The organism is Gammaproteobacteria bacterium (assembly GCA_028817255.1).
Lineage (GTDB): Bacteria > Pseudomonadota > Gammaproteobacteria > Porifericomitales > Porifericomitaceae > Porifericomes > Porifericomes azotivorans.
In genome coordinates this window covers 1-5,745 of sequence record JAPPQA010000025.1, presented here as the reverse complement: position 1 = coordinate 5,745, position 5,745 = coordinate 1, and the positions used below count along the sequence as shown (strand labels likewise).

General features: G+C 67.0%; 5 protein-coding genes. All 5 read right to left on the bottom strand.

Features of this window, described 5'->3' with window-relative positions; all coding sequences use genetic code 11:
- Positions 1–197: 197 nt before the first annotated feature.
- Positions 198–1,625: a class II fumarate hydratase gene (locus OXU43_01085; GenBank protein MDD9823767.1), complete on the bottom strand. Its 1,428-nt coding sequence runs from the start codon at positions 1,623–1,625 to the stop codon at positions 198–200.
- A 105-nt stretch (positions 1,626–1,730) separates the two neighbouring features.
- Entirely contained in the window at positions 1,731–2,687 is a 957-nt protein-coding gene (gene thiL, locus OXU43_01080; GenBank protein MDD9823766.1) for a thiamine-phosphate kinase, read from the bottom strand.
- Positions 2,688–2,718: 31 nt separating this feature from the next.
- The gene (gene nusB / locus OXU43_01075; GenBank protein MDD9823765.1) at positions 2,719–3,168 is read right to left on the bottom strand and encodes a transcription antitermination factor NusB; all 450 of its coding nucleotides are present in this window, start codon (positions 3,166–3,168) and stop codon (positions 2,719–2,721) included.
- The gene (ribH, locus tag OXU43_01070; protein MDD9823764.1) at positions 3,140–3,646 is read right to left on the bottom strand and encodes a 6,7-dimethyl-8-ribityllumazine synthase; all 507 of its coding nucleotides are present in this window, start codon (positions 3,644–3,646) and stop codon (positions 3,140–3,142) included. The genes nusB and ribH overlap by 29 nt, the downstream gene beginning before the upstream one ends.
- A 48-nt stretch (positions 3,647–3,694) precedes the next feature.
- Complete coding sequence (locus OXU43_01065) at positions 3,695–5,551, bottom strand: hypothetical protein (protein ID MDD9823763.1); 1,857 nt, start codon at positions 5,549–5,551, stop codon at positions 3,695–3,697.
- Positions 5,552–5,745: the final 194 nt, after the last annotated feature.

The following is a 5,745-nucleotide window of genomic DNA, read 5'->3' as shown; positions in this document are numbered from 1 at the left end:
CTTTCGATGCTCCCCCCACCGGCGCGACATCGGGCTTGCGCCCTCGTCTTGCCGGCTCCCCCTCAAGGGGGGAGTGGTGCGTAAGAACCGCTTTTCTTGCCCTCGATTGCGTAACGGCTTGGGGAATATCCCCCTGCAAGCATTGTCCCATGGCTTATGGCGGTTCATATAAACCGTTTGCAGACGCCCAGCGCGCGTCAGCCGGGAATACCGCCGCGCGTCAAGGCCGCCGGGTCCAGCAGACGGTCCAGTTCCTCGGCGGAAAGGCCGCTTAACTCCAAGGCGACCTCCCGCACCGGGCGCCCCTGGGCGTAGGCGGTCTTGGCGATGCGGGCGCCCTGCTCGTAGCCTATCGCGGCATTCAGGGCGGTCACCAGAACGGGGTTGCGTTCCAGCCCCTGGCGGAGACGCTCGCGGTTCACGGTGAAGCCGTCAATCGCCCGCTCGGCCAGGACGCGGGCGGCGGCGGCGAGGATCTCCAGACTCTGACAGAGATTGTAGGCGATCACGGGCAGCATGACGTTGAGCTGGAAATTGCCGGACTGGCCGGCCACGGTGATGGTCGCGTCGTTGCCGATCGCCTGGGCGCAGACCATGCAGACCGCCTCGGGGATCACGGGGTTCACTTTGCCCGGCATAATGCTGCTGCCCGGTTGCAGGGCCGGCAGCGCGATCTCCGCCAGACCCGACAACGGGCCGCTGTTCATCCAGCGCAGGTCGTTGCAGATCTTCATCAGGGCGACGGCCAGCGCCTTGAGTTGGCCGCTGAGCGCCACCGCCGCATCCTGGCTGCTCAGGGCCTCGAAACGGTCCGCCGCCGGGCGGAAAGGGATGCCGGTGGCCGCCGCCAGCCGTTCGGCGAAACGCCCGGCAAAGGAGGGATGGGCATTGATGCCGGTACCCACGGCCGTCCCTCCCTGCGGCAGTTCGTGCATCCCCTGCAAGGACGCCCGGATGCGCTCGGCGCCGTGCTCCACCTGGGAGCGCCAGGCGCCGATCTCCTGGCCCAGGGTCACGGGCATGGCGTCCATCAGATGGGTGCGGCCCGTAGCGACGACCCCCTCCAGCTCCCGGCTGCGCCGCCCAATGGAGTCGGCAAGGCGCTCCAGGGCAGGCAGCAGCCGTTCGGCGGCCAGCAGGCTGGCGCTGAGATGGATGGCCGTGGGGATCACGTCGTTGCTGCTCTGCCCCATATTGACGTGGTCGTTGGGGTGGACGGCGATCTGCGCGCCGGCAGAGGCCAGGCGGGCGATCACTTCGTTGCAGTTCATGTTGGAGCTGGTGCCGGAACCGGTCTGAAACACGTCCACCGGAAATTGGGCGTCGTGGGCGCCGGCGGCGACGCGGCCGGCGGCTTCCCGGATGGCCGTGGCGCGGCCCTCGTCCAACAGACCCAGTTCCGCGTTGACCGCGGCCGCCGTCTCCTTGATCAGCCCCAGCGCGCGCAAGAAGGCGCGCGGCATTCGCAGATCGCTGATGGGGAAATTCTCCACGGCGCGCCAGGTCTGGGCGCCGTACAGCGCCGCCGCCGGCAACCGCACTGCGCCCATGCTGTCCCGCTCGGTACGGTAATCCTCTGCCTTGCCGTCATCCCGGTCGTTGCCGCGCTCCGCGTCGGTATTCATAGCCTCGCCCTCCCTTATCGGTTGCTGGTCTTCGTGGGCTGCCGGTTTTCGGTTGCCGGCCCGCGGGAACTATAACCAAAATCGAAGCGAAAATTGCCGCGGGATTCAGAAATGACGGTAACCGGCGCCGGCGGGGAGGAAATCGCGCCCGTCAGCGGTGCGCCAGCAAAGCCCCGTCCCGGACGTCACCGTACCCAGAAGGGTCAGGTCGCAGGCGTCGGCGCCGCCTGCGCCCGCCAGCCCCTGCAGGCGAGGCCCGGCTTCGGGGGGGGCGGTAAAACAGAGTTCGTAGTCGTCGCCGGCGGCGAGCGCCAGCTCCCAGGCCGCTTCGGGGGGCAGACATTCCCGCAATGCCGGCGACAAGGGCAGGCGGGAAGGATCCAGGACAGCGCCGGCGCCACTGGCCTCCAGGAGCAACGCCAAGTCGCGCGCCAGGCCGTCGGAAAGATCGATACAGGCTGTGGCGATGCGGCGCAGGGCCAGGCCCTGGGGCACACGGGGCTGCGGACGGCATAGCCGCGCCAACAGCGTCTCCCGCCAGCGCGCGGCGGCGGCAGGGGCGGCGCCCTGCTCCAGTTGCAGACCCAGGCCGGCATCTCCCAGGGTGCCCGTTACCCAGATTTGGTCGCCTGGGCGGGCCCCGCCGCGGCCCAGGGCGCAGTCGTCCGGGACCAGGCCGCAGGCGGTGACGGTAAGCGCCAGCGGGCCGCGGCTAAGGTCGCCCCCGGCCAGAACGACGGCGTAGCGATCCGCCAGGGCGAACAGCCCTTCGGCGCAGGCCGCCAGCCAGGACTCGTCGGGACGGGGCAGGGTCAGCGCCAGGAAGATCCAGCGCGGCTCGGCGCCAGTGGCGGCCAGGTCGCTCAGGCTCACGGCCAGGGATTTATGGCCTACATCCCGGGGGGCCGCCCGGGGCGGGAAGTGACAGCCGGCAACCAGGGTGTCGGTGGTCACCGCCAGGGTCTGGCCGGCGGGGAGTCGCAACAGGGCGGCATCGTCGCCGATGCCGCGCAAGGTCCCCGGAGGCGCGCCGGTGCGTCCGCGGGCAAAATAACGCCGGATCCAATCCCGCTCGCGGTCCCGGGGCGGATTGTCAACCGGAGGCGGCAGGGCCGGCCCTCCCCAGGTCCCTGGCGGCGCGGTCCAACACGCCGTTGACGTACTTGTAGGAATCCTCGCCGCCGAAAGTCTTGGCCAGCTTCACGGACTCGGCCAGCGCCACTCGCCACGGAATATCGGGGCAGTGCAGGAGCTCGTACAGGCCGATATAGAGTATGCCGCGGGCAACCGGGTCCAATTGACCCAGGGGACGATCCAGCAGGGGTTCGAGACGATGGTCCAGGTCTTCGCAATGGGCGACGATGCCTTGCAGCAGGTTGCGAAAGTGGCCGACATCGGCGGCGGCCAGGTCCCGGTCTTCAAGGAACTCGGAGACGATCCCGGAGGCGGAGCCGCGAGTAACCTGCCACTGGTACAGGGCCTGCATGGCGTAGCGGCGCGACCGGGAACGGTCTTTACGTATCGTCACGGTCCTGTTGGTCACGGCCCTGTTGCCGCCGCAACAACGCCATCTCAATGGCGGCCAGCGCGGCCTGGTAGCCCTTGTTGTCCTCCCCTTCGGGGCAACGCGCCAGCGCCTGTTGCAAGGTGTCCGTGGTCAATACGCCAAGGGACACCGGCAACCGGGAGTCGCGGGCAACAGCGGCCAGCCCGCGGACGCATGCGGAGGAGATGTAATCGAAGTGCGCGGTCTCGCCACGAATTACGGCGCCCAACGCGACGATCGCTTCTGGCCGGGCCGGCGGCATGCGATCCGCCAGCCAGCGGGCTGCCAGCGGCAACTCGAAGGCGCCCGGCACACGCAGCACTTCGGCCGCAACGGCGCCCCGTTGCCGTAGCGCGTCCCGGCAACCGGCCAGCAGGCGCTCGCAGACCTGGGAATGAAACCGGCTTGCCAGAACGGCAACGCGAAGCCCCGGCGCCGCCCCGCCAAGGACGGTGAAACCGCCTTCAGCCGCCATGCGCCGACGCTTCGCCGGAGTCGCCGCACACTTGCCGGGTCAAGAGACTCAGAAATCCAAGGTCAGGTCGAACCAGATCTGCGGGTCGCGGCCATTCTCCGGGTCCTTGTCGCTGCCGCCCAGGTTCCAGGCCATCATCAGGCGCGATACCAACCTCCCCGGCACATTCAGGCGCAGGCTCCAGCCTACGCCGCTGTAGTCCTCGTATTGATCCACCACGACGCCCTGCGCATTGGGCAGCGGATCGTTCGACTTGCCGATGGCATAGTCCAGAAACAGCGAGAACTGCAGCAATTCGCCCCAGTTTCGGTTGCCGAAAGCCAGACGATCGGCAATGAACGGCGCATCAATCAGGTACTCGGCCGAGAGAAAGGCCGCCTGGTCCCACAACAACTCGGCCACGCCGTAAGCGCGCACGCTCTCCGGCCCGCCCATGGAGAACTGCTCCAGCGGCACCAGCAGGTCCCGCGACCATTGCATCTCGGAGCGCAGCAACAGGGACTGATGCCGGGTCAGGGTCTGTAGCCGCGTGTAACCGAAGACAGCCTTTTGGAATTCCCCCTCGGCGAAGACATTGCCTGTCCCCTGGCGGCTGGGGCCCTGCTGGCGAGCCGCCCGCCGGGCCGCGCTCTCGTTGTTGCCCATGGAACCCAGGAAATCGTTGAACCCGCGCGATAACGCCAGGTAGGCGAAGTTCAGGCCGCCGCGCTCAATGTCCACGGAGTCGTAGTCCAGCTGCAGTTTCAGCACCGACAATTTATCCTCGTTGAGCGGCATATCCTGCTGCGTGGTCAGGGAATCCTTGCGGGTAAAAGCCAACTCGGCGGACACGTTGCGCTGGCGGCTGCGCAGGAAGGACTTGCTGAGGGAGACCCCCTCGTTGCGGCTTTCGCCCTCAATCTGCCGCTCCGCAAACTGGCCGCCCACCTCGAAGGAGTTCTCCTCCACGAAGGCCCTGAAAGTGTAGCCGCGGCCCAGATGACGAAAGTACTCGATATTCCAGAACGCCTGGTTCTCCGGCTTGTAGGCGCCCTGGCCCACCACGCGCAGCCGATCCGCCGACTCCGTGGGGTTGTTCCAGTCAATCGTGGCCCGCAGCCGAGCGCGCCCGGTGCGTTGCGTGCCCTGGTTATCCATGCGCACGGAGAAATCCATGCGCTGCTCGTCCTGTACTTTGAGTACCAGGTCGGCCTCCCCCACCCGCTGCCCCGGCTGAAAAATGCCGAACACAGCCAATCCCGGGTAATCGGTGACCCGCAACAAGGCGGACTCGATGCGGGCATTCACCACTGGCTGGCCCACCAAGTCCCGGAACGGCTCAAGCAGGATCTCTTCCTCGTCGTATAACTCGTTCCCTTCCACCAGCACCCGCCCCAGCCGGCCCTCGAAGATCTGAATCCTCACCACCCCCTCCTCGGCCTCCTGCACCGGGAGGATCGCCTGCGCCAGGATCAACCCCCGCTCGCGGTAATACTTGGATATCTCCTCGGTCAATTCCTGCAGCCGACCGATGGTAAAGCCGCCCTCCGGCGCGCGTCGCTGGCGCCATGTTTCCAGCAGCCGGTCCACTTCCGCCGCCGACACGCCCAACTCCGGGTAGTCGGGGGCATCCAACAGCTGGAAGCGAGCCACCTCGATGCGAGGGCCTTCGTCTATGCCCAGGGGACGGTCAATCACAGGGGGGATTTCCACGGTGCCGTCCGCCCCCGCCGCGTCTTCGTCGTCCGCGAAATCCTCTTCGAGGGGCTCCTCCTCGAAGAGTTCTTCCGCAAAGTCTTCCTCGCCGACTGGATCGGCAGGCGGAACCTTATCGATCCCCAGCAGTTCGGATGCCTGGCCAACAGCCTCGGAATACTCGTCCCGCGCCTCGTCCTGCGCCCATGAGGGATGCGCCCCTACGGACACAGCGAACAAGCCTGAGACAGCAAGCGTTACGCACGCCGTTATCCATCCGCGACCGCCGCCGAGTTGACCAATATCCGTCATTGAACGAAACCCGTAGCGAAACAATTTCCTATGCCCTTGCCCCTAAAAAGGCTTACGTGGATTCACGGCAGATTAAGCCAAATTGCGAAAGCGCGCAATCGGGCACGGCGCCG

What these genes read in the sequence shown, in the direction of transcription:
- OXU43_01085 (MDD9823767.1), bottom strand. Translation starts at nt 1,625, where the DNA reads ATGAATACCGACGCGGAGCGCGGCAACGACCGGGATGACGGCAAGGCA.
- ribH (MDD9823764.1), bottom strand. Translation starts at nt 3,646, where the DNA reads ATGGCGGCTGAAGGCGGTTTCACCGTCCTTGGCGGGGCGGCGCCGGGG.